The organism is Paludibacter propionicigenes WB4, assembly GCF_000183135.1.
Lineage (GTDB): Bacteria > Bacteroidota > Bacteroidia > Bacteroidales > Paludibacteraceae > Paludibacter > Paludibacter propionicigenes.
In genome coordinates this window covers 3,097,778-3,123,799 of sequence record NC_014734.1, presented here as the reverse complement: position 1 = coordinate 3,123,799, position 26,022 = coordinate 3,097,778, and the positions used below count along the sequence as shown (strand labels likewise).

Sequence of the window (26,022 nt, the reverse complement as noted above, 5' to 3'; positions counted from 1 at the left end):
ATTACTTTCTGATACCCAACTCTTTGATAATTGCACGGTAACGATTGATATCGTTATCTTTCAAATAATTGAGAAGACGACGACGTTTACCTACCAAAATTACAAGAGCGCGTTCTGTACTATAATCTTTTTTATTTGACTTTAAGTGACCTGTCAAATGGTTAATACGGTATGAAAACAATGCTATCTGACCTTCAGTTGAGCCAGTATCAGTGTTAGACTTTCCGTGCTTAGCGAAGATTTCTTTTTTAATCTCAGAAGTTAAATACATGATAATTTATTCAAAATAAATGTTTTAAAATACAAACTTAGCAATGCACACATCACAAAACTACATGTTTGATTTTGAGCTTGCAAAGATATACTTTTAATTCTGAATGACAAAGTATCAACCCATTTTTCTTGAAAAAACATCTCGTAATGAGCCATCTGCCCATTTCATTGACTTTTTCTCAAAATACAAATAAAAAGCCGACGTTACACCCACCCCAACTATAGATCCGACTAACAGATCCAACACAAAATGCTGGGATAAGTAAACTCTGGAAAAACCGACTAGTACGGCTAAGAAAAAATAAAGCAATTGCAACCATGATTTATGGGTAAAGAAAGCCAGCACAAGGAAAAATGCAAATGCAGCAGCCGTATGACCTGAAGGAAAACTATTGTGAGAATATAAATGAGCGCCTGCTATTTTGTGTAACTCAATTTTAGGATAATGCTCAGCAAAATATTTCACAGGACGTGGCTCGTCCCAAAGACGCTTCAAGACTTGCACTACCAAACCCACAGACAATTGTGTTATCAACAATATTAAAGCTATTCGATACCGATAAAAAAGAAGTACAGCCACGAAGAAAAAAGGAACATTACCGCCAACTTCGGTATAATATTTAAAGAAAATATCACCGGCTTCGGTATTATGAGAAGCCATCCACAAATGTAAGGTGGCCTTATCATTGAAAACCACAAGCGCCGTAACAACCAATACAAATATTATGTAAGGAATATAAAATGCAGAATACTTTTTGAAATGCTTCATAAGTAAGCAATTATCAATTTAATAACAAAAACGACCAGAACGACTGCAAATATAGAACAATTTACAGCAATTATTCTATTTCGGCCTATCCGATTTTGGTTCCTCTCAAAATTTCCCTTTTCCCCGGAGGTCCCGCTAAACGCTCCACGGTAAATCCGGCAGCCTGCATAGCCCTGCGAACAATGCCTTTAGCGCAGTATGTAGTAAGAACCGCACCGGGATTACAGTATTTCAAAAGCATTTCAAACCGTTCCTGAGTCCACATTTCAGGTTGTTTTTCGGGTGAAAAGGCATCGAAAAACACCACATCAAATTTATCTACGGGTATATATTGAGTAAAATCAGTTTCTATTTTTTCTAAACTAAAGAATGGAGTAACTTGTACTTTTTTATTCCAGGTCGAAATATGCATTAATTCAAAACTGCACCTTTTCTCGGGGAAAAGTTCTTCGGGATAATTCAGTAGTAAGGCTTTTTCTGTCTCCACAGGGTATTTTTCAAGCGAAACATATTGAATTTGTTTGCTACTCCTCTCCGCCTCTATCATAGTCAGAAAAGCATTCAACCCTGTACCAAAACCAACTTCCAAAACATTGATTTCGGACTTTTCACATTGCTTTAAACCTGCTTCGATAAAAATATGCCTCGATTCCTGTATTGCACCGTGTGAAGAATGGTAGCATTCATCAATTTCGGGCACATATAAAGTATTTGAACCATCTTCTGTAATTAATAATTCAGAATTCATAATGCATAATTATTACTCTGCAAAAGTAGCAAAAAAACAAAACAGCCGCTATTTCTAACGAAACAACGGCTGATAATTATGAATTATGCACTATTAATTATACATTATCCTAGTAGTTTGTTTTCTCAACTTCGAAATAAGCCTGAGGATGAGCACAAGTTGGACAAGCTTTTGGAGCTTCTTTACCTACATGAACATGTCCACATTCGCGACATTGCCAAACGGTTTCTTCTTCGCGAGAAAAAACAGTGCCAGCTTCAACACGTGCCTGAAGTGTACGATAGCGTTTCTCGTGCTGAGCTTCAACAGCTGCAATTTTACGCCATGTAGCAGCAATATTCGCAAAACCTTCAGCTTCCGCTACATCAGCAAAATGAGGGTATAATTCTGTCCATTCTTCATTTTCGCCATTAGCCGCTTCTTTTAGATTTTCGGCAGTAGTTGAAATAATACCCGCAGGATAAGATGCTGTGATTTCTACAGCACCACCTTCCAGATAACTGAAGAATTTCTTTGCATGTTGTTTTTCCTGATCTGCTGTTTCCAGAAAAATAGCGGCTATTTGTTCAAAGCCTTCTGTTTTTGCAACCTTTGCAAAGTAAGTGTAACGCATACGAGCCTGACTTTCACCGGCAAACGATTTCAATAAATTCTTTTCTGTTTCTGTTCCTTTAATACTTTTCATTGTTGTGGAAATTAAATAATTAATATAATTCTATTCAAACCTATTTTAGCATTTTACGATTTTCGACATCTTGAAGAACTTTCATCTGTTGAATGGCAATTCTATTCAATTTCAACAATCTTTCTTTCTGTGACTGACCTTCATTTATAAAAACTGCATTCAAATTTTCCATATTCGACAAGCAAATTAGTTCGTTAATGGTTGCATAATCGCGAATATTCCCCTTAAAATTTGGATTTGAATCCCTCCATTGTTTTGCAGTCAAACCGAACAAAGCAACATTCAACACATCAGCCTCATTGGCATAAACTATAGAAATCTGTTGTTGGGTTAATTCTATCGGAATTAGGTTTTGTTGTATTGCATCTGTGTGGATGCGATAGTTTATTTTAGCCAGCTCGCGTTTCGCAGACCAACCGAGCTGCAGTTGCTCTTGTTCCTTTAGTCTTTGAAATTCTTTAAGCAGATAAAGTTTAAATTCTGTACTTACCCACGATGAAAACTCAAACGCAATATCTTTATGTGCGAAAGTTCCACCTTTACTGCCACTTCGGCTAATTATACCAATAGCATTTGTTTGTTCAATCCATCTTGATGGACTCATTGTAAATGCATTTGTTCCGGCTTCCATCATAAAGGAGTCGAATTCGACCCCTTTGAACTCAGGATTATTTAATTTTTCCCACAAACCCAAGAACAATAAGGTATTTTTACTTCTCAGCCAATTTTTGACAACGTCTTTAGGTTCAAGCGGATTCTTGATTCGGGCAATATCAGTAATGCAAATATAATCAGCATTATTAACCTGAACAACAGTTACAGTAGTGTCTTTTACGCTTATTTTGACCATTTTATTTATAAAAATATCAGTTCTCAAAATTAATAAATTTCGTTTAACCAGACAACAAAACATACTTTTATTTTGAGAATTGATTCATCCTTTTAAATCTGTATCTTTGTATCCGCAAAAAATATCAATTTATGATCAGTTACCTTCAAGTAGAAAATCTTACAAAATCGTTTGGCGACAATCTGCTTTTCGAAAATATATCCTTCGGCATCGCCGACAATCAACGCGTGGCACTAATTGCCAAAAACGGTACGGGAAAAACAACCCTGCTTAATATCCTGGCCGGAAATGAAGACTATCAGGGAGGAACCATTTCATTCAAACGCGATTTGCGAATAGGTTATCTGGATCAGAATCCTGATTTTCCGAAGGAATTATCGGTAATTGATGCTTGTCTGCGCTCTGACAACGAAGCTGTACGCACCATTGCTGCGTATGAACACTGCATGATGTCCGAAAAACAGGAGGGACTCGATGAAATTTTATCGCAAATGGATTTGCACAAGGCTTGGGACTACGAAACACGGATTAAACAAATTCTAGGAAAATTAAAAATCACCAACTTTGAGCAGATGATTGGCGAACTTTCGGGAGGTCAACTGAAACGGGTTGCGTTAGCAAATGTCCTGATTGCCGAACCTGACTTGCTGATACTTGACGAACCTACCAATCACCTCGATCTGGAAATGGTGGAATGGCTCGAAGATTTTCTGAAACGCTCCAGCATGGCGCTGCTTATGGTTACGCACGACCGCTACTTCCTCGACCGCGTGTGCACGCACATTATGGAAATCGACCATCAGGGCTTGTTCCAATACAGTGGCAATTACTCATATTACCTTGAAAAAAGACAGGAACGAATTGAAAACTGGAATGCGGAGAGCGACAGAACGGTGAACTTATACAAAAAGGAACTGGAATGGATGCGGCGTCAGCCACAAGCGCGCGCTCACAAAGCTAAATCGCGCCAGGAGAGTTTTTACGAAATAGAAGAACGTGCCAAACAACGGCGGAATAACGACAACGTAAAACTGGACGTAAAGGCAAGTTATCTGGGATCAAAAATCTTCGAGGCCAAATACATCACAAAAGCCTATGGTGATTTGAAGATATTGGACAATTTTTATTACAACTTTGCCCGCTACGAAAAAATGGGAATCGTTGGTAAAAACGGAACCGGAAAATCTACATTCCTGAAAATGCTGTTGGGAGAAGTAAAACCTGACAGTGGTAGTTTTGATGTAGGCGAAACAGTGGTGTTTGGCTATTACAGTCAGGACGGACTGGCATTCGACGAACAAATGAAAGTGATTGATGTGGTACAGGACATTGCCGAAGAAGTAAATCTGGGCAATGGAAAGAAAATGTCAGCTTCGCAGTTTCTTCAACATTTCCTTTTCACACCTGAAACGCAATACAACTACGTATACAAACTCAGCGGTGGTGAGCGTAGACGCTTGCATCTTTGCACGGTACTGATGCGTAATCCTAACTTTCTGGTACTCGATGAGCCCACGAATGACCTGGATATTATGACACTGAACGTACTGGAAGAATACCTGCAATCGTTCAAAGGCTGTGTAATCGTGGTTAGTCACGACCGCTACTTTATGGACAAAGTAGTAGACCATTTACTTGTTTTCAAAGGCAATGCCGAGCTGAAAGATTTTCCGGGTAATTATACTGACTACCGCGAGTGGAATGAGTTGATGGAGGAGCAGGAAAAAGAGGAGAAGAAAAAACAAGACTCCAAAGCCAAAAGCCAAAACAACAGTCAGAAGTCGGTAGTTACTAGTCAGAAGTCGGAGGAAAAACGAAAACTAAGCTTCAAAGAGAAACAAGAATTTGAAGCTTTGGAAAAAGAAATACCGCAACTGGAAGCAGAAAAAGCAGAGATTGAAAAACAGCTGGCTTCGGGAACTTTGTCTAGCGACGAGATTATCGAAGCCTCAAAGCGCTTTGGTGAACTGGGAGATATTATTGATGAAAAAACCATGCGCTGGCTTGAACTTAGCGAGATTTAAACACAGCTATTACTTTTAATACTGATCATTAATACCGCCTCGTCTACTTCATAAGCCCTGTTGTACTCAATAAATCAATGAATATATTTTGTCTGTAAAAGATAATCTTATATATTTGCATCATCTTAAAAGTCATCGCACATATAATCCTCTGATTTTCCCTTTATCGGGTAATCTTTTCAGTCCTGACTCATTCAGATCAGGACAATAATCATTTTTAGAATTTTCTCACCATATATACATCTTTGAAATTCCTATTTCAAAAGTTGTATAACATCACATACTATTTATATGAACGATAAAGAATTATTATTACAAGCATTTAAAGCCAATCAGGGCAAAATGGACGAAATAACACTTGGTGAACAGCTTGGGCTTTCAGAAACGGAAACTCAACGAATAATCAGTCAATTGCTTTCCGAACACAAAATAGAGTTTGAACAATTCGGACTCTGCAATTACAAAACAAAATAACAACCAATATAAAAATACTAAGAAATGAACATTCAAGATTGTATTAAATTTACCAACGAAAATCCGATATGCTATCTGGCAACGACTGAAAACGACCAACCACGGGTACGAGCTCTAGGATTCTGGTTTGCAGACGAAACGGGTTTTTATTTTCAGACATCCTCGGTAAAAGAATTTCCAAATCAGTTATTGCTTAACCCCAAAACTGAAGCATGCTTTTATCATCACGAAGGTATGATAGGAACTATGTTACGCATTGCAGGCAGTGTTGAATTTTGCCACGATAGAGAATTAAATGAAAAAGCCGTAAATGATCGTCCTTTTCTAAAAAACTTCGGGATTACAGCAGACAGTCCAAAGTTAGTTATATTCAGGATTGCGCACGGTGAAGCCAGCTTTTGGACAATGGAAAACAATCTCAAACCCAAAGAATATATTGAGTTTTGAGACTTTATGAAACACTTATAACAGACCTGATGCAAAGCTACAGTCACGCGTTTTAGTAAAATCTACCATAAACAGGGTATATAAAATACCCCATCATTGCGATTGTATTGAATATGTAATGCCTGTATCTTTGCATCATAAAATTAAACAAACCCATTAAAAATTACTGTTATGTCAAAAGTAGCAAAAAGTCTTACCGAGCTAATTGGAAACACTCCATTAGTACAACTTTCTAATTACAGTGCAAACAAAGGGCTTCAGGCCACTGTTATTGCCAAACTCGAATCATTCAACCCAGCCGGTTGCGTAAAAGAACGTATCGCATTATCAATGATTGAGGATGCTGAAAAAGCCGGAATTTTGAAAACAGGAACAGAAATTATTGAACCAACCAGCGGAAACACCGGAATTGGGCTGGCTATGGTAGCAGCTATTAAGGGCTATAAACTTACGCTTACCATGCCTGAAACCATGAGCGTGGAACGAAGAAATTTACTAAAAGCTTTTGGAGCTAATTTAGTATTGACTCCCGGAGCCACCGGCATGAAAGGCGCTATCGCCCGTGCATTGGAACTTCACGAAGAAAATCCGAATTCATATATTCCACAGCAATTTGAAAATGCTTCAAATCCTGCTGTACATAAACTCACTACCGGTCCTGAAGTGTGGAACGACACCGATGGCAAAGTAGATATTTTCGTAGCTGGTGTTGGTACCGGTGGAACAGTAAGCGGAGTAGGCGCATATTTGAAAGAAAAAAATCCAAACATAAAAATCGTAGCTGTAGAACCTGCCGATTCTCCTGTACTTTCGGGCGGAGCACCGGGTCCTCACAAAATTCAAGGTATTGGAGCCGGATTTGTTCCCAAAAACTTCGATGCAAGTGTAGTAGATGAAATCATTCAGGTAAGCAACGATAATGCAATCCTAACATCTCGTCAGTTGGCAAAACAAGAAGGATTGCTCGTAGGTATTTCTTCCGGAGCTGCCGCTTATGCCGCAACACAACTGGCACTACGCCCTGAAAACAAAGGAAAAGTTATTGTAGCTTTACTTCCTGACACCGGCGAACGCTACCTTTCTACATTGCTTTATGCATTTGAAGAATATCCTCTTTAATTAAGGAGTAAGAGGCAAGAGGTAAGGTGCAAGTAAATGCCTTACCTTACCTCATTTTTCCTTTAATTTAGAAATAAATAAGAGGAAAAGGCAATTGATTTACTTTTCACTCTTATCGTTAATAAAAATAAAACTCATATATTCATACTGTTTGAAATTAAGACAGCTCATCGAATTTCGATGCCTAACTCTTACTTTCTTACCTCTTACCCTTAAAACTTATGTCAGAATATAAATTTGAAACGCTGCAGGTACATGCAGGACAGGTCGTAGACGGAACTACAAAAGCGCGTGCAGTACCTATTTACCAAACAAGTTCATACGTTTTCGACGATGCTGCCGACGGTGCAGATCTTTTCGCACTACGCAAATTCGGAAATATCTATACCCGCTTACAAAACCCAACTACAGACGTTTTTGAAAAACGAATTGCCGCCCTCGAAGGTGGAGTATCTGCTTTGGCAACTTCTTCGGGTCAATCGGCTCAGTTCATCGCTCTGAACAACATTGTTGAAGCCGGCGATAATTTTGTTTCAACTTCGCACTTGTATGGAGGAACTTACAATCAATTTAAAAATCAATTTAAACGCTTGGGTGTAGATGTTCGCTTTACTCCAAACGATGAACCAAAAGAGTTTGAAAAACTGATTAACGATAAAACCAAAGCACTTTATCTGGAAACTATCGGCAATCCCGATTTGAACATTCCTGATTTCGAAGCTATAGCCGCAGTTGCAGACAAACACGGTATTCCGTTGATTGTTGACAATACATTTGGTGCCGGTGGTGCTATCTTCCGTCCGTTGGAGCATGGAGCTACTATCGTAGTAGAATCAGCCACAAAATGGATTGGCGGTCATGGAACATCACTGGGAGGCGTAATCGTGGATAGTGGTAAGTTCAACTGGGGTAACGGGAAATTTCCAGCATTCACCGAACCTTCTGACAGCTATCACGGATTAGTATTCTGGGATGTATTTGGTTTCGATGGTCCTTTTGGAAATATTGCGTTCAACATTCGGGCACGTGTGGAAGGACTTCGCGACTGGGGAAACACCATTAGTCCGTTCAACTCTTTCTTGCTTTTACAAGGATTGGAAACACTTTCTTTACGAGTAGAACGTCATGTGGAAAACGCATTGGAACTGGCAACATGGTTAGAGAAACATCCGCAGGTAGAATATGTAAACTATCCTGGGTTGAAGAGCAGCCCGTATCATGCTTTAGCGAATAAATATCTGAAACGTGGTTTTGGTGGTGTGCTTTCGTTCAAACTGAAAGGTGATGCTGAAAAAGCGGATAGCCTGATAAACAACCTGAAGCTGATTAGCCATTTGGCCAACGTGGGTGATGCTAAATCCTTGATTATTCACCCTGCTGCTACTACTCACGAACAACTTTCGCCCGAAGATAAAATTTCGGCGGGAGTTTTTCCCGGATTACTCCGCATTTCGGTAGGAATTGAAAATATAGCTGACATTAAAGCAGATCTCGAACAAGCATTTGCTGCAATAAAGTAAAGTTTTGTATTAATTAGTCGTTTGATGAAAAGATGCACTCCGATGATTGGGGTGCATTTTTTTATTTCGTCAGTTGGAGCTAGTTTAAAAATAAATGTCAAATATACAATTGACAAAATATTTTTAGTGGAATAAAATTCAGGCTATTCGTTTGTCAAAAAACATTTACTTTATCAACAAAAAACATAGAAATCTGTTTAATGAATCAATAATGACCCGGGAAACTCTGATTAATAGCCTCCGAACAAAACACTTCATTATAATTTTAAATGTATGCACGGACATCTAAAGCCTACATTATAAAACCATTACATATTTTCTATAATTATCCTGAAATTAGTTTGATTATTAGGCAGAATGAGTTTACCTTTACATTGAAATTTATCTGGGTCATAAATATACTTATTTAAATATGCATTTATTAGTTGTTGGCATTAATTATAAAACTGCAGATGTAAGCGTCCGTGAGAAACTTCACTTTTCAGATGAAGTAAAACCAGAAGCTTATAATCTTCTAAAAACATATAAATCAATCAAAGGAAGCGTGATTTTATCAACCTGTAACAGGGTAGAAATTTACACTGCTGTAAATGATGTTGAAAAAGGATATATCGAAAATCTTGATTTTATAAATCGTTTTCACCAACTTTCTTTGGAGGACATTCAACCTGTCATATATCAAAAAAACTGTCAGGATGCCGTTTTGCATTTATTCAAGGTAACTTCCAGTCTCGACTCGATGGTGCTTGGCGAATACCAGATTCAGGGGCAGGTGCGCGATGCCTACTTTGCAGCGCAGGATCAACATGCGACCAATGGCTTGCTCAACAAAGTTTTCCAGACGGCTATTCAGATAGGCAAAAAAGTCCGTTCCGAAACTAAAATCGGTGATGGGTCTGTTTCGGTGGCTACGCTGGCTGTAGATGTGATCAAACAAATTTTTGAAAACAAAAAAGGGCTGAACATCCTGATGCTGGGCGCCGGTAAAATGTCGAACCTCACTGCCAGCTACCTGCAGGAGCAGTTTGGCGAATGCAGCATTACTTTTGCCAACCGATCAGGGGCAGCTAACATTGCTGAACGACTGAATGCCCGAACCATTGAGTACAAGCAGCGTTTTGAGGCCATCCCCGAGAATGATGTGATTATAGCTTCCACCAGTGCGCCTAACTATATCATGTGTCGTCACGAAATCAGCATGATGGCCGAACAGCTGAAAGGTAAAACGCGTATTTTTATCGATTTATCTATTCCACGAAATATTGATCCTGAAATCAATAAAGAGGATAATTGCTTTGTGTATTCAATTGATGATATCAATAAAATGATCGACTCAAATCTGGATAAACGCAGTCAGGAAATTACTAAAGCAGAACAAATTATTCAGGATATTTCTGAAGATTATTTCGAATGGTATTCCAAGCAGTTTATCATGCCGGTGATGGCTGAGATTAAAAAAGGGTTGGTGGTATTGAAAGAGAGTACGCTTGACCTGTACGAGCCATTTACCAATAAACTGGAAGAAAAAGACCGTGAGGAACTCAGTAATTTGATGGACTCGTATTCCAATCGCATAATTCGGGTAATCATGTCTAATTTGCGCAAGGCCAGTACCCGTGAGGAAATGATTTCCATTACTAAAACATTAAAAGATTCATTCACCATAGATCTTCCGGAACATGAGTAAGAAATTCGTTGTAGCCACACGCCCCAGCCTGTTGGCTTACACGCAAACACAGCAAACCGTAGATTTGCTTCGGGTCAAAAATCCGGATTGTGAATTCGAAATAGTAAAAATATCCACTCACGGTGACACAGTGACCGACAAACCACTGACTGCTTTTGGCGGTACAGGAGTGTTCGTAAAAGAACTGGAAAATGCGCTCTACGAAGGTAAAGCGCATTTTGCCATTCATAGTTTGAAGGATGTTCCGAGCATTCAGCCGGAAGGTTTGGTGCTGGCAGCATTCCCTACAAGGCAGGATCCACGCGATTTGTTGCTCACCCGTGGTGGTGTCAGCGTGGCTGATTTGCCCTCGCCCTGCGTGATTGGAACGGGCAGTCCGCGACGCATGGTTCAGGTAGCTAAACTGAAAGAACAAATCACTTTTGCCGATTTGCGGGGAAATATCGACACCCGACTGAAAAAACTAGAAGACGGTCAGTACGATGCTATTGTGTTGGCGGCAGCCGGCCTGAAACGTTTGGGAAAAGAAATTGCAGAATCGGCTTATATGCCAACCGATGTGTGCTTACCGGCCATTGGACAAGGAGCTATCGCCATCGAATGCCGTGCTGATGATGCAGAAACCATCGCCATGCTAAAATCGATCAACGATGCAGCTACCGAAACGGCCATTGTTGCCGAACGTAGCTATATGAAAACTATCGGTGGCGGCTGTAAATTTCCGCTGGGAGCTTATGCTACCGTCGAAAGCGACGAAGTAAACCTGCACGTAATGCTGGGCAATCATCACACCGGACAGATTATCCGTATGCATGAAACCAGCACAGTAGCTGATGCCGAAAAGCTGGGTCAAAAACTGGGTGAAGCCATCATTGCCGAAGCTGAAAAGCAGGGAATAGAGATTTTGAGGTAAATTAAAGCATGAACACATTAAGCGGAAAAACAATCATCTCTACGCGACCGGAAGTTGAAAATGACAGGATCAAAAGCCTCTTGCAGGCCAAAGGGGCGCGTGTGCTTGATTTTCCGATGATTAGTACGGAATGTGTTCTACTTTCGGATGAAATAAAAACCGTGCTGAGTGATATACAATCCTATAACTGGATAGTATTTACCAGCAAAAACGGGGTTATTTGCTTTTGTGAGCTTTTGCAGCAATTGGGCATTGATCCTCAAAGGCTAGCGGATAAAAAGTTTGCGGTGATTGGTAAAGCTACAGGCGAAGCCATGCAAAGCAGCATTGGTACTCCGGCACTTATTTCGCGTGGACGAACGGCCGAAGATTTATTGCAGGAATTTCAGCAACAGATTACGTCTACAGATAAGGTCTTGTTAGCGCTGGCTGCTCTGGCAGATGATAAATTGGAGCAAGGATTGACACCGCTTTGCGATGTTACCCGCATCGACGTATATCAAACTTATGATGTGGATTATGATACGCATCCCGCACTGGATTGTATCTCGAAGAATGAATACGACCTGATCCTTTTCACCAGTCCGTCTGGCTACCGGAATTTTCACCGGATAACTGAAAAATTAGAAATAAACGAACTCAAAGCTGCCTGCATTGGTACTACTACCGAAGCTGAAATGCGAAGGTTGGGAGCTTCACCGCTACTGGTGTCACCTCAATCGGATGCGGACAGTTTTGCAAATGAAATAGAAAGATATATAGCCTCCCCTGGCCCCTCCACAGGAGGGGAAGCGACGGAGTCAAAAAAATAATCATTAAAAAGTGCCTATCCAATAATTCCGGTATCTTTAAGTCCCTCCCTTGTGGGGAGTGATTTAGGGAGAGGCTTGAATTTAGGGGGCTTCAACTTAATAATATGGCATTCCCAGTAACACGTCTCCGTCGCTTACGCCGCAATCCAATTTTGCGCGGCATGATAGCAGAAACCACACTGAGTGTGGACGATTTAATTATGCCCCTTTTCGTTTGTCCGGGCACAAAAGTAAAAAATCCAATCAACTCCATGCCGGGCAATTATCAGCTTTCGGTGGATTTGTTGGTGGAAGAATGTGCTGTGATTCTCGCAACAGGTGTAAAATCGGTATTGCTTTTTGGCATTCCAGAACACAAAGATGAACACGGACACGTAGCTTGCGAACACAACGGCATTGTGCAACAAGCCATTCACGCTATCAAAGCGCGTTTTGGTAACGAACTGTTGATTGTGGCAGATGTTTGTAACTGCGAATATACCACGCACGGACACTGCGGAACCATTGTGGATGGCGATGTGGACAACGATCTGACGCTTGAAACGTTGGCGGCACAGTCGCTTTCATTGGCACAAGCAGGTGCTGATGTGATTGCACCAAGCGATATGATGGACGGACGCGTAAAGAAAATCCGCGAAATTCTCGACAACAATGGCTTTGCTCAAACACCGATTATGGCTTATTCGGCCAAATATGCATCGGGCTTTTACGGGCCATTTCGCGAAGCTGCTGAATCTACTCCTAAATTCGGCGATCGTCGTAGCTACCAGATGAATCCCGCCAACTCCGACGAAGCTATGCGTGAAATCGCCCTCGACATTGAAGAAGGGGCTGATATGGTGATGGTGAAACCGGCTTTGAGTTATCTGGACATAATTCGTCGCTGCAAAGACACCTTCAATATGCCCATTGTGGCCTATAGCGTGAGTGGCGAGTTTTCGATGATTAAAGCCGCTGCTGCTAATGGTTGGATTGACGAGGAACGCATCATGATGGAAGTAGCACTTTCCATCAAACGTGCCGGAGCCGACATTATCATCACATATTATGCAAAAGAAATTGCTAAGGTATTAAGTACCCCCCGCCCCTAAAGGGGAGCAAATTACTTTCGTCTATTTAAAACCGTGAAATATGGATATTCAAAATATACAAGACAATACAAATTCCAATTCCCCTTTAGGGGCTAGGGGTCATCAAAATAGCAAAACAGCCTTTAAACAGGCTTGCGAAGTAATTCCGGGCGGTGTCAACTCACCTGTTCGTGCATTTAAAAGTGTTGGTGGTCAGCCGGTGTTGATCAAAAAAGCCAGCGGTTCGCGCATCACCGACATCGACGACAACGAGTACATCGATTTTATTGGTTCATGGGGTCCCATGATTCTCGGTCATGCTTATCCACCGATCGTGGAAGCCATTCAGCAAGCTGCTGTTTTGGGCACAAGCTACGGTGCACCCACTTTGCTTGAAACCGAAATGGCCGAACTGATTGTAAGCATGATGCCATCGGTAGAAATGGTACGCATGGTGAACTCGGGCACAGAAGCCACGATGAGCGCTATTCGTTTGGCGCGCGGTGTGACCGGAAGAAGTAAAATTCTGAAATTTGCAGGCTGCTACCACGGGCACGGCGATAGCTTCTTGATTAAAGCCGGATCCGGTGCATTGACCCTGGGATTGCCCGATAGCCCCGGAGTGACCGAAAGCACGGCACGCGATACCCTGACAGCCAACTACAACGATTTGGAATCGGTAGAAAAACTTTTTGCACAGTACGCGAACGAAATAGCCGCTGTAATTGTTGAACCTGTCGCTGCCAACATGGGCGTGGTACTTCCGAAAAATGGTTTTCTGGAAGGCTTGCGTAAACTGACTGAAGACAACGGTGCTTTATTGATTTTTGATGAAGTGATTACTGGCTTCCGACTCGCTCCGGGTGGTGCTCAGGAGTATTTCGGGGTAATGCCCGATATTACGACCATGGGTAAAATCATCGGCGGTGGGCTTCCGGTAGGTGCTTATGGTGGCAAAAAAGAAATTATGTTACAGCTGGCACCTGCAGGACCGATTTATCAGGCGGGAACTTTGTCGGGAAATCCGTTGGCTATGGCTGCCGGCATCGTCATGCTGAAAACGCTGAAAGAAAATTCGGATATTTACAGCAAACTGGCGCGTCATGCCGAAATGCTGGAAAATGGGTTGAAAGAAGGACTGGATAAAGCAGGTATCAAAGGCGTCGTGAATCGCGTAGGATCGCTGCTGACACTGTTTTTTACCGAGAACGATAGTGTGGAATCATTCGAAGACGTGATGACATCCGACAAAGATCGCTATGCAAAATTCTTCCGGTTGTCGCTCGAAGCAGGCATTTACATGGCTCCGTCGCAGTTCGAAGCTGTATTCATCTCGAATGCACACACCGATGAAGATATTTTAGCTACCATTGCAGCCGCACAAGAAGCAATGAAACAATTATAAAACAGACTCAATTATCCATGTCAAACACAATATTTACAGATACACTCAAAGGAATTAAACGCGAACGACCACCCGTGTGGTTTATGCGTCAGGCCGGGCGCGTTTTGCCCTCGTACCTCAAACTCCGTGAACAGTATAGCTTCCGCGAGCTGATGCTGAATCCTGAATTGACCGCTGAAGTTACACTGTTGCCTGTAAACGATCTGGGAGTGGATGCAGCCATTCTTTTCTCGGACATTCTCGTTATTCCCGAAGCCTTGGGAATGGATCTGAAATTCACCGAAAAAGGGCCGATTTTCGACTCTCCATTACAGGATGCAGTGAATCAATACAGCAGTTTACAGCCCGATGTAACCAAGCTGGAGCATATATACAAAGCGTTGGATGTCATCCGTGAGCGCAAGCCTGCCGATGTTGGATTGATTGGATTTTGTGGGGCACCATTTACCACTTTCTGCTACATGGTGGAAGGCAACAGTGCTAATCACACCTTCTCGAAAGCCATTAAACTTTTTTATAACAACCCGGATATTTCTGCTAAAATTCTGGAAATCATTACTGATTTATCCATTCATTACGCAGTGGAGCAAACCAAACACGGCATTGATGTGTTTCAGTTATTCGAAACGCATGCTGGGCTGATTCCATCCGATTTATACATGGAGCGAATTATGCCGCACGTGAGCCGAATCACCAATGCTGTGCGTGCCAATAATGTGCCGGTCATCTTTTTCCCGAAAGGATTAGGCCTTGGATTGGCTCAGGTAAATTTTGATGTGGCCGACTTTGTGGGTATCGATTGGCAATATTCGTTACCAGAAGCGCGCGCCATTGTGGACAAAAAAGTTGGCGTTCAGGGCAACCTGGATCCACGTATACTATCCATCGACGACCGAACCATGCTGAAAAAAGAGTTGGCAAAATTTAAAGCCTTTGGCAAAGATAATTACAACTGGATTTTCAATACAGGTCATGGTTTTTCGCCCGACAACAAAGTAGACAATGTGAAGTTTGTCATTGATTGGGTAAAATCCACCGATTGGGGAAGATGATATCAGTGAACAATTGACAGTTACAGTTATCAGTTCAAATATATATGAACTAGTTGAGAAACTGAAAACAAGAATAAAGTAGATAATGAAAGTAACACCCGAATTTCTCAATAAATACAATAAAACCGGACCTCGCTACACCAGCTATCCGCCGGCAACCAGCTTTTCACAAAGCTTTACATCGGCTGATTATGTTCCGGCTGTGATCCAGTCGAACAGCGAGCAGCCCGAGAGTATTTCCATCTACGTACACATTCCGTTTTGTCCGCAACTGTGCTTTTTCTGCGGTTGTAACACCTCGGCTTTCGAGAGCGCTGCCAAAGTGCGTCGCTACATCGATTGTGTGCTGAAGGAGATTGACACCGTGGCGCAACATATCGACAAGAAGCGTAAAGTGAGTCAGGTTCACTGGGGCGGTGGTACGCCCAACTCCATCAATTTCGATTATATTCAGGAAATTATGGAGAAAATCGCTTCGCATTTTGAGTATACCAAAAATGCCGAAATCGCTATCGAATGTAGTCCCGCTTACCTGACGATGGAAGATATCGACCGTCTGGCAGCTATTGGATTCAATCGTGTGAGCATGGGTATTCAGGATTTTCACCCGGAAGTGTTGAAGGCCATTAACCGCCGTGAACCTAAATTTCCTATTGAACAGGTGATGGAACGTCTGCGTCAGAATAATTTCAAGGGGATCAACCTCGATTTGGTGTACGGACTTCCGCTGCAAACGCTCGAAAGTTTCAAAGAAAATATAGAAAAAGCCATTTCATTGTCGCCAGACCGCATTGTGACATTTTCGTATGCACACGTGCCCTGGGTGAATCAGAATCAGACCAAAATGGACGAAAGCACCATGGCTGGTCCCGATTTGAAACTGCAAATGCTGTTGGCCGGTTTCAAGATGATGACTAATGCCGGTTACGAATCGATTGGAATGGATCACTTTGCCAAACCTACCGACGAACTGGCCATTGCGAAGCATAACAAAAAACTGCACCGCAACTTTCAGGGATATTGTACCCGTGAAACAACCGGTCAGGTGTATGCTTTCGGCACCTCGGGCATATCACAATTGTGGGGTAGTTATGCTCAAAATACCAAAAATCTTAATCAGTACATGGATGAGATTGAATCTACCGGACTTGCCATTGATCGTGGTTACAGCATGACGAAAGAGGAAATTATCATCCGCGAAGTGATTAATCAGGTGATGTGTAACGGATATCTCAATTTCACAGAAATTGCCGAACATTTGAAATCAACACCAGAAGAAATTGCGGCTGTTACCAAATATGATCCAGCTATGCTTCAACCATTTATCGAAGATGGATTGGTAGACATTGTAGATGGAAACATACATGTAAGTGCCGATGGTATGTTTGTGGTGCGCAACATCGCAATGTTGTTCGACCCTAATCTGGCTACCACCACATACAAATTCTCAAAAACCGTTTAAAAACTTTTCCCATTAAGGGATAGAGGTTGAATTATGAAAGGTGTATTATTAATTAATATGGGCTCTCCCTTATCACGCAAAGAGATGAGGGAGTTTCTTTTCAATATGTTTACCGATAAGGCAATTTTGCCTTTTCCGAAACTTCCGCGAACGATGTTGGCGCTGATGATTAGCACGCTTCGTAGTCCGGGTTCCTGGAAAAAATATGAACTTATCGGAGGCTCCAAACTGATGCAATCCATGCAGTTGATCAACGATCAGTTGTCGGCAGAGTTGGGCTCGGATTATGTGGTTACTTCGGCTTATTCCTACAGTCGCCCTTCTATTCGTCAGGGCATTGAAACGCTTCGTGCGAAAGGCATTACGGATATAAAAGTGATCACCATGTACCCGCATTCAGCCTTTTCCACCACCGGAAGCGTGCAAACCGACTTGAAAAGCGTGCAGCAACGTTATCCGGAACTGACTATTCAGGAGCTGGGAACTTATGGCGAAGACGAGCATTTTATTGCTTATTGGGTAGATATTATTCAAAAAGCAATCGATAAAAACGGCTACAAAAAACCGACATTGGTGTTCAGCGCACACTCCATACCGCAATACAATGTGGATGATGGTGACACTTATGTGGAAGAAATCAAAACTTCGGCTCGATTGATTTCCGAAAAACTGGGCGTGGCACATCGGGTGGCTTTTCAGTCGAAAATCGGTCGCATCAAATGGGTCGATCCGGATACAAAAGACTGCCTGAAAGCGATGAAAGCAGAAGGTATTGACGAAATTATGCTTGTTCCCATCAGCTTTACCAACGAGAATCTGGAAACAGCCTACGATCAGGGATGCGAAATTGTTCCGTATGGCAAAAATGAGCTGGGATTTCAGTATATTTGCAGGGTAGAAATACCAGCATCACACCCTGAGCTGATCGCTATACTTAAGAATTTACTCGCGAAAGCATGACACAAACAACACCTCAAACCACCGATGTGGTAATAATTGGCGCCGGATTAACCGGCCTGACTACTGCTTATTACCTGCAAAAGAATCAGAAAGAATTCCTTGTTTTCGAGAAACAAACACGCATTGGTGGCGTAATCCACTCCACCCGTGAAAACGGTTTCTTGTACGAAAATGGTCCGAATACAGGTGTGGTAGGCAATACCGCTGTGGTGGAACTTTTCGAAGAACTGGAGCAAGCCGGAAAATGCAAACCCGAGCTGGCAGGCAAAAACGTGAATAAGCGTTTTATCCTGAAAAATGCCAAATGGGAATGTATGCCACTCGGTCCGAAAGATGCTATCACAACCCCACTCTTTTCGCTTTGGGATAAATTCCGCATTCTGGGTGAGCCCTTTCGTGCTAAAGGAAAGAATCCGAACGAAAGTCTGGCTTCTTTTGTGAAACGGCGTATGGGGCAGAGCTTCCTCGATTATGCCATCGATCCGTTTATTGGTGGCGTGTATGCCGGCGATCCCAATTACTTGACTACGCGTTTTGCTGTGCCAAAAATATACAATCTGGAGCAAAACTATGGTAGCTTGATAGGTGGTTCGATGAAGAAACCCATGAAGGAAAAGAAAACCGAACTGGAAAAACGTGTAAACCGGAAGACTTTTTCGATGGAAGGTGGGTTGGGAAATATGACTACAGCGCTTTACGAATCGGCAGGAAAAGATAAATTCGTGTTGGGAGCCAACAATATTCAGGTGCAACCAACCAATGGAGGCTTTCAGGTAAGCTACGAAAATGGTGCAGGTGAGTCCCTTGTGATTCATGCAAAAAAAGTAATATCCACTACCGGAGCATTTGTTCTTGAAGAGACTATGCCGTTTATAGAAAAGGATTTGCTGAGAAAAATCGATTCATTGATTTACACCAAAGTTATTGAAGTGGCACTGGGCTTTAATCGTTGGGAAGGCATTAAACTGGATGGATTCGGCGGACTAATTCCTTCGAAAGAAAAACGTGATATTCTGGGCGTGTTGTATATGTCTTCGTTGTTCGAAGGCAGAGCGCCTGAGCTAGGCGCTTTACTTTCGGTATTTTTGGGTGGTGTTCGTCGTCAGGATTTGATGTTGCTCAACGATGAAGGCGTTCGACAGATTGTTGAAAAAGAATTTAAAGCGCTGATGGGTGTAAATCGTTTTAATCCCGATTTTATCAAAATCATACGCCATAACCATGCCATTCCGCAATATGGTCCGGATAGTGCTGAACGTTTTGCTGCGGTAGAGGAACTCGAAAAGATGTACCCGGGACTACAAATTGGCGGTAACCTCCGCGGTGGTATCGGTATGGCCGACCGCATCAAACAAGGCAAAGAGCTGGCGCAAACCGCGCTTTAGTCTTACAGCAATTCCAAGGTCTGAGCAAGTCCGGTGCGCGACGAAATCACTTCACCAATTACGATAATAATGGGTGTTGGATAGACAGTTTCGCTGCCAGCAAGTTCCTCAAGTGTGCTCAAAAATTCAGTTTGATCGGGCAAAGACACATTGTGCACCAATGCCACCGGAGTTTTCGGATTGCGGCCTTCTGCAATGGCTTTAGCAGCAATTTTATGAATGGTAGAGCCGGCCATAAAACATACCAGCGTGTCGGTATTGGGCAAATGGACATCGGAAGTATGACCAGTAATGAAAGCCACCGATCTGGCAATGCCCCGCAACGTTAATGGTATTTGAGTGAGTGATGCAACAGCAATACCGGTAGAAATTCCGGGGATGACCGACACCTGCACGCCACCCTTTTTAAGGAACTCCACTTCCTCACCTCCGTGAGCAAAGATCATAGAGTCACCACCTTTCAGACGCACCACTTCATTGCCTTCAAGCGCCGAATTCAGAATCAGTTGATTAATTTCCTCCTGCTCGTGACTGTGGCAATGCTTGCGTTTACCAACGTACACTTTTTGCCCATTGTATTTACCCAAAAAATCCTGATCAATCAAGTCGTCGTGAAAAATCACATCTGCTTTTGACAACGCCTTTTCTCCTGCAATAGTCAGTAAATCAGGATCACCGGGACCAAAACCAACCAGTGTCACCTTACCGTATTTAATCTGATTTTCAAGTGTATTTATATTCGTAATATTGCTTTTTAATTCATTTTCCATAATAATTCATTTTTACTTTCCAGAGTTGCTATGCAGACTCTTAAAAACAATTGCAAAGTAATTCAAATAAACATAGCCGTACAATCGCAGCATCATGGCATTTTTATACCATAAACGAGGTAGTCGGTTACAAGTCTGTTTATCTCAATATCGCTTAAAAAACCGTTTTATTTAAATTGATTTGTTGTACTTTATTTTTCGTCATTCATCAGTCTACAAAGAAACTCATCGACCAACGGATTCAACTCACTACTAATAAGTTGTTCTTTTAATTTCATATCGTTTCCGGCCCGTTCAATAATCGATATCCGACACTGTTTCAACCTTTCTATACCATCGCCCAATTCCGGATGAAGTGTGTCTTCGAAGAACTCTTTTAGTTTCCGGCTTAAATACGGAACTTCGCCTGAAGTGCCAAAAGCCAGCGTCAAAGGTGGACGACTGACCAATGCCGGTACATGAAAGTTGCTTCCTTCGGGATCTGTCACATCATTGACCAATAAATGAGCTACGCTGGCTTCGAGCCTGATAGCAGCGTTTGTCTCCTTATCATTGGTTGCTGCTATTATCAACTGAAAGCCTTTCGTGTCATTCGTTTCGAACTTTCGCCTTACCCAGATCAGATTATTCATTTCAATGAGCAAAAGCAGTTCAGCATTAACTTTAGGAGCAATAATCTGTGGCAAAGCACCCGCATTTAGCAGTCCTTTTACTTTGCGTAAAGCAACGGTTCCGCCACCAACCACAAGGCAGCGGAAGTCTTTCAACTGAAGAAAAACGGGATATGAATTCATTTTTTAGTTACGAGGGATTAGTTACAAGTTACGAGAATAAAGCAGAAAAGTCTTGTAACTATTCTCTTGTAACTCGTAACTAAGAATCTATTTTTCAATACCTACACGGGCTGGAATTCCTTTGTCGAAAGGATGTTTTATACATTTCATCTCGGTCACCAGATCGGCTCGCTCCATCAACCAATCAGGTGCATTACGACCGGTCATCACTATTTCCATCGTGTCCGGTTTAGCGTCAATCAGCTCCAGTACTTCTTCTTTTGTTACAAAGCCCTGCACGATGATGTGGTTGAATTCATCCAAAATTAGCATATCATATTCGGCTGCTTTTACCAACTCACAGATAAGAAAGAAACCTTCACGAATGGTTGCTTTTAGTTCCACCAATTCCGCTTCATTCATATCCCAGGTAAATTTAGGAGACGTGTCAATGCGTTTTACAAAGAAGTTCTCGAGCGTTTGCGCCAGCATCACTTCACCGGTAGCGCGGGTTTTCATAAACTGCACCACGCCTACTTTGAACCCTCTGCCGTGAGCTCTGAACGCCATCCCGAAAGCGGCTGTCGTCTTGCCTTTCCCGTCGCCGGTATATACTTGTAATAATCCGTTTTTCATTGTTTCATCATTTTAAATTGTTTTGATTCTGTCCATTAATAAATCATAATCCGAATACACTTCGGGATAGTTGATAGCCGGACGTTGGATAATAATCACTTCTGCATTCACCTGATTGGCAGCCTCTATTTTCTCTTGCAAACCACCTTCCACACCACTTTCTTTTGTTATCAAAAAGCGAATATCGAATTCTTTGAGGAAAGCCAGATTCAATGCTACAGAACCAACGCCACACATCGCTATGACATTAACGGGTTTTAGTCCGGCTTGTTCACAAAGTGCAACACTATCGGAAGTAGACAACACCCGTGCAAAGAGCCGCTCTGCTCCCAGCGGAATAAACTTAGCTACAAACTTGGACCCCGTGGTGAGCAATATGTTTCCCGGTTTCTCTTCCAGGTATGCAACCGCCTGCTCGTAGCCATCCACATAGGTGGCGTTTTCGAAGCGGGTATTCGCCCGTTCGAAACGCAGATAAGGCACTTCCGTATTTTTTGCCGCCTGCATGGCACCGGCAGATACCTCGGCCGCAAAGGGGTGACTGGCATCTACTACCAGTCTTACTCCGTGAGTCTGAATTAAGTGCTCCATTTCTTCGCGGCTCAGTTTGCCCTGCACCACTTCAATACCCGGAAATTCGGAGAGCTGCCGACCATAATCGGTAGTGACCGAAACCAGTACCCGATGACCCTCTGAAGCTAAGTGTTCGCAAATTTCCTTGGCATTGCTCGTGCCGCCTACTACCCAAATCATGTTTTTCAAATTTTATAGCCGCGTGGTGTAATCATTTTCCCATTGCTATAGTAGGTCTGCGAATTGCCAATGATCAGTGTTGTAGTCATATCGATGGTGTGTTCCAGCATTTCGGACAGCGTGGTATGCGTTACAGCCGCCTCATCGCGCATGGCATTCCGCACAATGGCCACCGGTGTTTGCGGGCTACGATGCCGTAGTACGATATCCACAAATATACGAATTTGCTCTACGCGTTCTTTGCTTTTGGGGTTGTACACACAGATAACAAAATCGCCTTCGGCCGCTTTTTCGGTACGTTTTTCTATTATCTCCCAAGGGGTCATCAGATCACTCAGACTCACTACTGCAAAGTCGTTCATCAGTGGAGCTCCTGCCAGCGAAGCCGAAGACAGGGCAGAAGTAATACCCGGTACAATTTCCACTTCAATGCCGTTTTGGGCTTTGTCTACCATTTCGAGCACCACGCCGGCCATGCCGTACACACCCGAGTCGCCGCTACTGATCAGACACACATTCTTACCACTTTCGGCAATTTCCAACACCATAGCACACCGTTCCACTTCGCGACGCATGCCCGACGAAACGATTTCTTTACCTTCAATCAGTTTTTCGATCAGTGCAATATAGGTTTTGTAGCCTACCACCACATCGCATTCTTTCAATACCTCAATGGCTCTCAGGCTCAGATATTCTTCGAAACCGGGACCAGTTCCTACTACAAAGATTTTTCCCTTCATGTTTTTATGTATACGATAATTATTATTGATCAATTTTAATCACATAGTACACAATAGTTTTTAATTGAATAAATAAGACTAAGACCACATAGTATTATCCCGAATATCGGGATAATCTAGTACTCGGCAATAGTATCGTCAGATACTATTACTATGTCAACTAAGTCTTTTCTTCATTATTTCTATGTGTGCTATTGTGTTTAAATATTATGTGCCGGAAAACTTCTATGTTTCACACGGCCGATTCGAAAATGGCGACCGTTATTCCTTCTTTTGATTTTTTTCTACTGATAAATTCTCCCGCTCTTCCTCCGGCAATAAATGCAGCCGGTTCGCAAACCCCCGATACACCTACCTGTGATTTTACAAAGGCTGAGGATGTAAAATTCTGTTCAATCTTTTCTATTTCTGCAGTTTCTACAAATACTACCGGCACTCCAAAATGAGCCGCAGCTGCAAGAATACCTTGCTCGTCGTGCTTGATGTCGATGGAGGCTAGTTGCCGGATGCTTTGCAGGTGAACAGCGTGTTCATCTAGTTGCTGCCGGATAAAGTCGACGATGTTTTCGCCCGCCACGCCACGCCTGCACCCTATTCCCACAGTGATATTTTGTGGAATAAGTTGTGCAAAAGGCACTTTCTCCACTAAATCCGTACGACTACTAACCACTACCAATCCATCGGCTTCAGCTTCATCACAAGGATAATAACAAGGTAAGTTCAGCAAACTATCATTGCGCCAGCCTACCTTCTGCCCGTTCACCGTCATGGCGGTGAGTATTTTTGCATCGTGCATGGACTGAATGATAAGTTGATGTTTTTGGGCAATCATATCCACCGAAGGCATGCCCTGCACATCCGAAGCCGTAGTGATGACCGCCGTGGCACCGATTGTTACGGCTATCTCACTGGCCACGGCATTGGCGCCACCTAAATGTCCGGAAAGCAAACTTATTGCAAATTGGCCTTTTTCATCGAGCACTACCACGGCCGGATCGACCGTTTTATCCACCAGATGCCGGGCAATACTGCGCACTACAATACCCGTAGCCATAATATACACCAGGGTTTTATGTCGGTCGAAAAGCTGAGCCGTAAACGTGCTTAAGTCGGGTTCAATGGGGGTACATTCCTCATCGTGCCATTTAGCTAATGTGTAAATCACCGAATCCGGGAATTGTACTTTTAGCTTTTTGGCCAATGCCAGACCCTGCTGCGTGATGGCAATTATTCCCCACATGGTGTTTTCCCCTGTCGGTATTCATGTGTAAATCCGGCATCGTAGAGCTTAGAATTGTTGTATTCCGTACCCAAAAAATCACCTACCAGAATCATGGCTGTTTTTCGGATGCCGGCTTCCTTTACTTTCAGGACAATGTCGTTGAGCATTCCGCGCACCACACGTTGATCGGTCCAGGTGGCTTTTTCGACAACAGCTATGGGCGTTGAACCGCTATAATGTTTCGTCAACTTCTCCACTAGTTTCTCCATCATGTGTACCGACAGGAAAATGGCCATCGACGTTTTGTGCGAAGCCAACAGCTCTATCTGCTCCAGTTCGGGCACCGGTGTACGGCCTTCGAAACGGGTACAAATGACGGTTTGCGAAATTTCGGGCACAGTAAATTCCTTACACAATACCGATGCAGCAGCAGTAAACGAGCTTACGCCCGGGATTACTTCGTATCCGATTTGCAACTTGTCCAGTTCTTCTATCTGCTCACGGATAGAACCGTAAATAGAAGGGTCGCCTGTATGCACGCGAGCCACCGACAGTCCCTGCGCGCAGGCATTTTTCATTACCTCAATGATTTCGGGCAAATCCATTTCGGCACTGTTGTAAATTACAGCTTCCTTCCCACAATTAGCCAATACCTGCGGATTGACCAGCGAGCCGGCATAAATAATCACATCAGCCCCGCCAATGGCTTTGTGCCCTTTGAGCGTAATCAGCTCCGGATCGCCGGGACCTGCACCGATAAAATAAACTTTTGATTCCATTATTCTGTTTTTGATACTATTACTGTTGTAAAATAAGGTATATCCCCCTTCAAGTCCTCCTGGTTGTACGAAACCGTTTGGGTTTCTTTTCCGGCATTGGTCACCATCACCATTTTCCGATAGGACTGTCTTTGCAAAGCATCGAACAGTTGCCCGCCATAGGCCGACACCTTCATGCACACAATGGTTTGAACCGATTGCAGTTTTTCCCACACTTCGGGGTTAAACTCCGAAATGACCGCCATGCTCTCGTCACCCTTCACCAACGGTTCATTCAGCAAATTGCTGATGGCCGAAAATGAATAGATGCCCGGGATGGACACAATGTCGATACCCTGATCTTTCATATTGTCAAGCAAATAGATATAAGTGCTGTACAACATCGGATCGCCCAGGGTAAGAAATGCCACGTTCAATCCGGCATCAATCTTTTCGATAATGCGCAGGGCATTGTCGCGACGAATCTTGGCCTTGGCCTCCGCATCCCTGATCATGGGGAAAGTAAGGGTAAGCACTTCCACTCCTGCTTTGAGGTAAGGGCGTGCAATATCGTGCGCCACACTACCGGCTTCCCGTTTACTCTCAGGGACAGCCAGTACATCGATGTTAGCCAGTACCCTGACAGCCTTCAACGTCAGCAGTTCGGGATCACCCGGTCCCACTCCTATGCCATAAAATTTTCCTTTCATATCTA

Annotated in this window: 27 protein-coding genes; 14 read left to right on the top strand and 13 right to left on the bottom strand. The window is 42.8% G+C overall.

The genetic code is table 11. The annotated features are described in order from the left end of the window. Nucleotide 1: 1 nt before the first annotated feature. The 5 genes from rpsO to PALPR_RS12940 all read right to left on the bottom strand — a co-directional run bounded on the left by rpsO (nucleotide 2) and on the right by PALPR_RS12940 (nucleotide 3,325). Complete coding sequence (gene rpsO, locus PALPR_RS12960; RefSeq protein WP_013446096.1) at nucleotides 2–271, bottom strand: 30S ribosomal protein S15; 270 nt, start codon at nucleotides 269–271, stop codon at nucleotides 2–4. A gap of 117 nt (nucleotides 272–388) precedes the next feature. Beyond that, nucleotides 389–1,042 (bottom strand): phosphatase PAP2 family protein, encoded by a 654-nt coding sequence (locus tag PALPR_RS12955; protein ID WP_013446095.1) that lies wholly within the window; start codon nucleotides 1,040–1,042, stop codon nucleotides 389–391. Nucleotides 1,043–1,127: 85 nt separating this feature from the next. Next, on the bottom strand, nucleotides 1,128–1,790 hold the full coding sequence (gene mnmC2, locus PALPR_RS12950) for a tRNA (5-methylaminomethyl-2-thiouridine)(34)-methyltransferase MnmC2 (RefSeq protein WP_013446094.1): 663 nt from the start codon (nucleotides 1,788–1,790) through the stop codon (nucleotides 1,128–1,130). Between the two features lie 109 nt (nucleotides 1,791–1,899). Further along, nucleotides 1,900–2,475: a rubrerythrin gene (gene rbr, locus PALPR_RS12945; protein WP_013446093.1), complete on the bottom strand. Its 576-nt coding sequence runs from the start codon at nucleotides 2,473–2,475 to the stop codon at nucleotides 1,900–1,902. 40 nt (nucleotides 2,476–2,515) lie between these two features. Then, entirely contained in the window at nucleotides 2,516–3,325 is an 810-nt protein-coding gene (locus tag PALPR_RS12940; RefSeq protein WP_041620964.1) for a KilA-N domain-containing protein, read from the bottom strand. 131 nt (nucleotides 3,326–3,456) lie between these two features. On the opposite strand from PALPR_RS12940, the gene PALPR_RS12935 reads away from it, so the two are divergent. The 14 genes from PALPR_RS12935 to hemG all read left to right on the top strand — a co-directional run bounded on the left by PALPR_RS12935 (nucleotide 3,457) and on the right by hemG (nucleotide 19,655). Beyond that, nucleotides 3,457–5,349 carry an ABC-F family ATP-binding cassette domain-containing protein gene (locus PALPR_RS12935; RefSeq protein WP_013446091.1) on the top strand — a complete coding sequence of 631 codons (1,893 nt, stop codon included), beginning with the start codon at nucleotides 3,457–3,459 and terminating at the stop codon, nucleotides 5,347–5,349. Between the two features lie 291 nt (nucleotides 5,350–5,640). Beyond that, complete coding sequence (locus PALPR_RS12930) at nucleotides 5,641–5,823, top strand: hypothetical protein (protein WP_013446090.1); 183 nt, start codon at nucleotides 5,641–5,643, stop codon at nucleotides 5,821–5,823. A gap of 24 nt (nucleotides 5,824–5,847) precedes the next feature. Next, nucleotides 5,848–6,270, top strand: coding sequence for a pyridoxamine 5'-phosphate oxidase family protein (locus PALPR_RS12925; protein WP_013446089.1), 423 nt, complete (start codon nucleotides 5,848–5,850; stop codon nucleotides 6,268–6,270). A 171-nt stretch (nucleotides 6,271–6,441) separates the two neighbouring features. Further along, nucleotides 6,442–7,389 carry a cysteine synthase A gene (gene cysK / locus PALPR_RS12920; protein WP_013446088.1) on the top strand — a complete coding sequence of 316 codons (948 nt, stop codon included), beginning with the start codon at nucleotides 6,442–6,444 and terminating at the stop codon, nucleotides 7,387–7,389. A gap of 221 nt (nucleotides 7,390–7,610) precedes the next feature. Further along, nucleotides 7,611–8,909 (top strand): O-acetylhomoserine aminocarboxypropyltransferase/cysteine synthase family protein, encoded by a 1,299-nt coding sequence (locus PALPR_RS12915; RefSeq protein ID WP_013446087.1) that lies wholly within the window; start codon nucleotides 7,611–7,613, stop codon nucleotides 8,907–8,909. Nucleotides 8,910–9,321: 412 nt separating this feature from the next. Next, entirely contained in the window at nucleotides 9,322–10,596 is a 1,275-nt protein-coding gene (gene hemA / locus PALPR_RS12910) for a glutamyl-tRNA reductase (protein WP_013446086.1), read from the top strand. Then, nucleotides 10,589–11,509 (top strand): hydroxymethylbilane synthase, encoded by a 921-nt coding sequence (hemC, locus tag PALPR_RS12905; protein ID WP_013446085.1) that lies wholly within the window; start codon nucleotides 10,589–10,591, stop codon nucleotides 11,507–11,509. Before hemA ends, hemC begins: the two co-directional genes overlap by 8 nt. Before the next feature lie 8 nt (nucleotides 11,510–11,517). After that, entirely contained in the window at nucleotides 11,518–12,321 is an 804-nt protein-coding gene (locus tag PALPR_RS12900) for a uroporphyrinogen-III synthase (protein WP_013446084.1), read from the top strand. Nucleotides 12,322–12,425: 104 nt separating this feature from the next. Then, the gene (gene hemB / locus PALPR_RS12895) at nucleotides 12,426–13,412 is read left to right on the top strand and encodes a porphobilinogen synthase (protein ID WP_013446083.1); all 987 of its coding nucleotides are present in this window, start codon (nucleotides 12,426–12,428) and stop codon (nucleotides 13,410–13,412) included. Between the two features lie 40 nt (nucleotides 13,413–13,452). Then, on the top strand, nucleotides 13,453–14,796 hold the full coding sequence (hemL, locus tag PALPR_RS12890) for a glutamate-1-semialdehyde 2,1-aminomutase (protein ID WP_013446082.1): 1,344 nt from the start codon (nucleotides 13,453–13,455) through the stop codon (nucleotides 14,794–14,796). A gap of 17 nt (nucleotides 14,797–14,813) precedes the next feature. Next, complete coding sequence (gene hemE / locus PALPR_RS12885) at nucleotides 14,814–15,848, top strand: uroporphyrinogen decarboxylase (RefSeq protein ID WP_013446081.1); 1,035 nt, start codon at nucleotides 14,814–14,816, stop codon at nucleotides 15,846–15,848. A gap of 85 nt (nucleotides 15,849–15,933) precedes the next feature. Continuing rightward, the gene (hemN, locus tag PALPR_RS12880; protein ID WP_013446080.1) at nucleotides 15,934–17,310 is read left to right on the top strand and encodes an oxygen-independent coproporphyrinogen III oxidase; all 1,377 of its coding nucleotides are present in this window, start codon (nucleotides 15,934–15,936) and stop codon (nucleotides 17,308–17,310) included. Between the two features lie 33 nt (nucleotides 17,311–17,343). Then, nucleotides 17,344–18,270 carry a ferrochelatase gene (hemH, locus tag PALPR_RS12875; protein WP_013446079.1) on the top strand — a complete coding sequence of 309 codons (927 nt, stop codon included), beginning with the start codon at nucleotides 17,344–17,346 and terminating at the stop codon, nucleotides 18,268–18,270. Continuing rightward, nucleotides 18,267–19,655 (top strand): protoporphyrinogen oxidase, encoded by a 1,389-nt coding sequence (hemG, locus tag PALPR_RS12870; protein ID WP_013446078.1) that lies wholly within the window; start codon nucleotides 18,267–18,269, stop codon nucleotides 19,653–19,655. The genes hemH and hemG overlap by 4 nt, the downstream gene beginning before the upstream one ends. Nucleotides 19,656–19,657: 2 nt before the next feature. On the opposite strand, the gene cobA is transcribed toward hemG, so the two are convergent. The 8 genes from cobA to cobI all read right to left on the bottom strand — a co-directional run bounded on the left by cobA (nucleotide 19,658) and on the right by cobI (nucleotide 26,017). Then, a complete protein-coding gene (gene cobA, locus PALPR_RS12865; protein ID WP_013446077.1) occupies nucleotides 19,658–20,425 on the bottom strand; it encodes a uroporphyrinogen-III C-methyltransferase in 768 nt (255 codons plus the stop codon). A 191-nt stretch (nucleotides 20,426–20,616) separates the two neighbouring features. Beyond that, on the bottom strand, nucleotides 20,617–21,219 hold the full coding sequence (locus PALPR_RS12860; RefSeq protein ID WP_013446076.1) for a precorrin-2 dehydrogenase/sirohydrochlorin ferrochelatase family protein: 603 nt from the start codon (nucleotides 21,217–21,219) through the stop codon (nucleotides 20,617–20,619). Between the two features lie 87 nt (nucleotides 21,220–21,306). Continuing rightward, complete coding sequence (locus PALPR_RS12855; protein WP_013446075.1) at nucleotides 21,307–21,834, bottom strand: cob(I)yrinic acid a,c-diamide adenosyltransferase; 528 nt, start codon at nucleotides 21,832–21,834, stop codon at nucleotides 21,307–21,309. A 12-nt stretch (nucleotides 21,835–21,846) separates the two neighbouring features. Further along, complete coding sequence (gene cobK, locus PALPR_RS12850; protein ID WP_013446074.1) at nucleotides 21,847–22,587, bottom strand: precorrin-6A reductase; 741 nt, start codon at nucleotides 22,585–22,587, stop codon at nucleotides 21,847–21,849. Between the two features lie 5 nt (nucleotides 22,588–22,592). Next, on the bottom strand, nucleotides 22,593–23,327 hold the full coding sequence (gene cobJ, locus PALPR_RS12845) for a precorrin-3B C(17)-methyltransferase (protein ID WP_013446073.1): 735 nt from the start codon (nucleotides 23,325–23,327) through the stop codon (nucleotides 22,593–22,595). A 232-nt stretch (nucleotides 23,328–23,559) separates the two neighbouring features. Next, on the bottom strand, nucleotides 23,560–24,567 hold the full coding sequence (gene cbiG / locus PALPR_RS12840; protein ID WP_013446072.1) for a cobalt-precorrin 5A hydrolase: 1,008 nt from the start codon (nucleotides 24,565–24,567) through the stop codon (nucleotides 23,560–23,562). Next, nucleotides 24,555–25,328 (bottom strand): precorrin-4 C(11)-methyltransferase, encoded by a 774-nt coding sequence (gene cobM, locus PALPR_RS12835; protein ID WP_013446071.1) that lies wholly within the window; start codon nucleotides 25,326–25,328, stop codon nucleotides 24,555–24,557. The genes cbiG and cobM overlap by 13 nt, the downstream gene beginning before the upstream one ends. Further along, complete coding sequence (gene cobI, locus PALPR_RS12830) at nucleotides 25,328–26,017, bottom strand: precorrin-2 C(20)-methyltransferase (protein ID WP_013446070.1); 690 nt, start codon at nucleotides 26,015–26,017, stop codon at nucleotides 25,328–25,330. Before cobI ends, cobM begins: the two co-directional genes overlap by 1 nt. Between the last annotated feature and the right edge of the window lie 5 nt (nucleotides 26,018–26,022).

Bases quoted from the DNA above. Each gene is read 5' to 3' on its own strand.
- PALPR_RS12955 (WP_013446095.1), bottom strand. From the start codon at position 1,042: ATGAAGCATTTCAAAAAGTATTCTGCATTTTATATTCCTTACATAATA.
- rpsO (WP_013446096.1), bottom strand. From the start codon at position 271: ATGTATTTAACTTCTGAGATTAAAAAAGAAATCTTCGCTAAGCACGGA.
- PALPR_RS12940 (WP_041620964.1), bottom strand. From the start codon at position 3,325: ATGGTCAAAATAAGCGTAAAAGACACTACTGTAACTGTTGTTCAGGTT.
- hemN (WP_013446080.1), top strand. From the start codon at position 15,934: ATGAAAGTAACACCCGAATTTCTCAATAAATACAATAAAACCGGACCT.
- cobK (WP_013446074.1), bottom strand. From the start codon at position 22,587: ATGATTTGGGTAGTAGGCGGCACGAGCAATGCCAAGGAAATTTGCGAA.
- hemB (WP_013446083.1), top strand. From the start codon at position 12,426: ATGGCATTCCCAGTAACACGTCTCCGTCGCTTACGCCGCAATCCAATT.
- hemA (WP_013446086.1), top strand. From the start codon at position 9,322: ATGCATTTATTAGTTGTTGGCATTAATTATAAAACTGCAGATGTAAGC.
- cobI (WP_013446070.1), bottom strand. From the start codon at position 26,017: ATGAAAGGAAAATTTTATGGCATAGGAGTGGGACCGGGTGATCCCGAA.
- hemL (WP_013446082.1), top strand. From the start codon at position 13,453: ATGGATATTCAAAATATACAAGACAATACAAATTCCAATTCCCCTTTA.
- PALPR_RS12925 (WP_013446089.1), top strand. From the start codon at position 5,848: ATGAACATTCAAGATTGTATTAAATTTACCAACGAAAATCCGATATGC.
- cbiG (WP_013446072.1), bottom strand. From the start codon at position 24,567: ATGTGGGGAATAATTGCCATCACGCAGCAGGGTCTGGCATTGGCCAAA.
- PALPR_RS12930 (WP_013446090.1), top strand. From the start codon at position 5,641: ATGAACGATAAAGAATTATTATTACAAGCATTTAAAGCCAATCAGGGC.
- mnmC2 (WP_013446094.1), bottom strand. From the start codon at position 1,790: ATGAATTCTGAATTATTAATTACAGAAGATGGTTCAAATACTTTATAT.
- cobJ (WP_013446073.1), bottom strand. From the start codon at position 23,327: ATGAAGGGAAAAATCTTTGTAGTAGGAACTGGTCCCGGTTTCGAAGAA.
- rbr (WP_013446093.1), bottom strand. From the start codon at position 2,475: ATGAAAAGTATTAAAGGAACAGAAACAGAAAAGAATTTATTGAAATCG.
- hemG (WP_013446078.1), top strand. From the start codon at position 18,267: ATGACACAAACAACACCTCAAACCACCGATGTGGTAATAATTGGCGCC.
- hemC (WP_013446085.1), top strand. From the start codon at position 10,589: ATGAGTAAGAAATTCGTTGTAGCCACACGCCCCAGCCTGTTGGCTTAC.
- PALPR_RS12855 (WP_013446075.1), bottom strand. From the start codon at position 21,834: ATGAAAAACGGATTATTACAAGTATATACCGGCGACGGGAAAGGCAAG.
- PALPR_RS12915 (WP_013446087.1), top strand. From the start codon at position 7,611: ATGTCAGAATATAAATTTGAAACGCTGCAGGTACATGCAGGACAGGTC.
- PALPR_RS12900 (WP_013446084.1), top strand. From the start codon at position 11,518: ATGAACACATTAAGCGGAAAAACAATCATCTCTACGCGACCGGAAGTT.
- hemE (WP_013446081.1), top strand. From the start codon at position 14,814: ATGTCAAACACAATATTTACAGATACACTCAAAGGAATTAAACGCGAA.
- cobA (WP_013446077.1), bottom strand. From the start codon at position 20,425: ATGGAAAATGAATTAAAAAGCAATATTACGAATATAAATACACTTGAA.
- PALPR_RS12860 (WP_013446076.1), bottom strand. From the start codon at position 21,219: ATGAATTCATATCCCGTTTTTCTTCAGTTGAAAGACTTCCGCTGCCTT.
- hemH (WP_013446079.1), top strand. From the start codon at position 17,344: ATGAAAGGTGTATTATTAATTAATATGGGCTCTCCCTTATCACGCAAA.
- PALPR_RS12935 (WP_013446091.1), top strand. From the start codon at position 3,457: ATGATCAGTTACCTTCAAGTAGAAAATCTTACAAAATCGTTTGGCGAC.
- cobM (WP_013446071.1), bottom strand. From the start codon at position 25,328: ATGGAATCAAAAGTTTATTTTATCGGTGCAGGTCCCGGCGATCCGGAG.
- cysK (WP_013446088.1), top strand. From the start codon at position 6,442: ATGTCAAAAGTAGCAAAAAGTCTTACCGAGCTAATTGGAAACACTCCA.